We start from the raw sequence: 309 nt of genomic DNA on the forward strand, positions 1-309 counted from the left end.
TTCCGAGCTTTGCGATGGACCTAGAAGCCAGAATGACTACATTGAGATCGCAAGAGAATTTCACGCAGTGATCGTGAGTAACGTCCCTCAGATGAGTATCGATACAGATGATCAGGCGAGGCGCTTTATCAATATGGTTGATGAATTTTATGACCGCAGCGTTAAGGTGATTATCTCTGCTGAAGCGCCTATCCATGAAATTTACCAGGGCGGCAAACTTAGCTTTGAGTTCGAACGTACAGAAAGCCGTTTGTTAGAAATGCAAAGTCACGAATATCTAGAACAGGCGCATAAAGCTTAATAATGCTC

Annotated in this window: 1 protein-coding gene; it reads left to right on the forward strand. The window is 43.7% G+C overall.

Going from position 1 to position 309, the window contains the following annotated elements:
• Positions 1-301: AFG1/ZapE family ATPase (zapE, locus tag A3763_RS07370; protein ID WP_156494992.1), on the forward strand; the 301-nt coding region annotated here is incomplete at its 5' end.
• Positions 302-309 lie beyond the last annotated feature (8 nt).

It is taken from the genome of Oleiphilus sp. HI0128 (genome assembly GCF_001635365.1).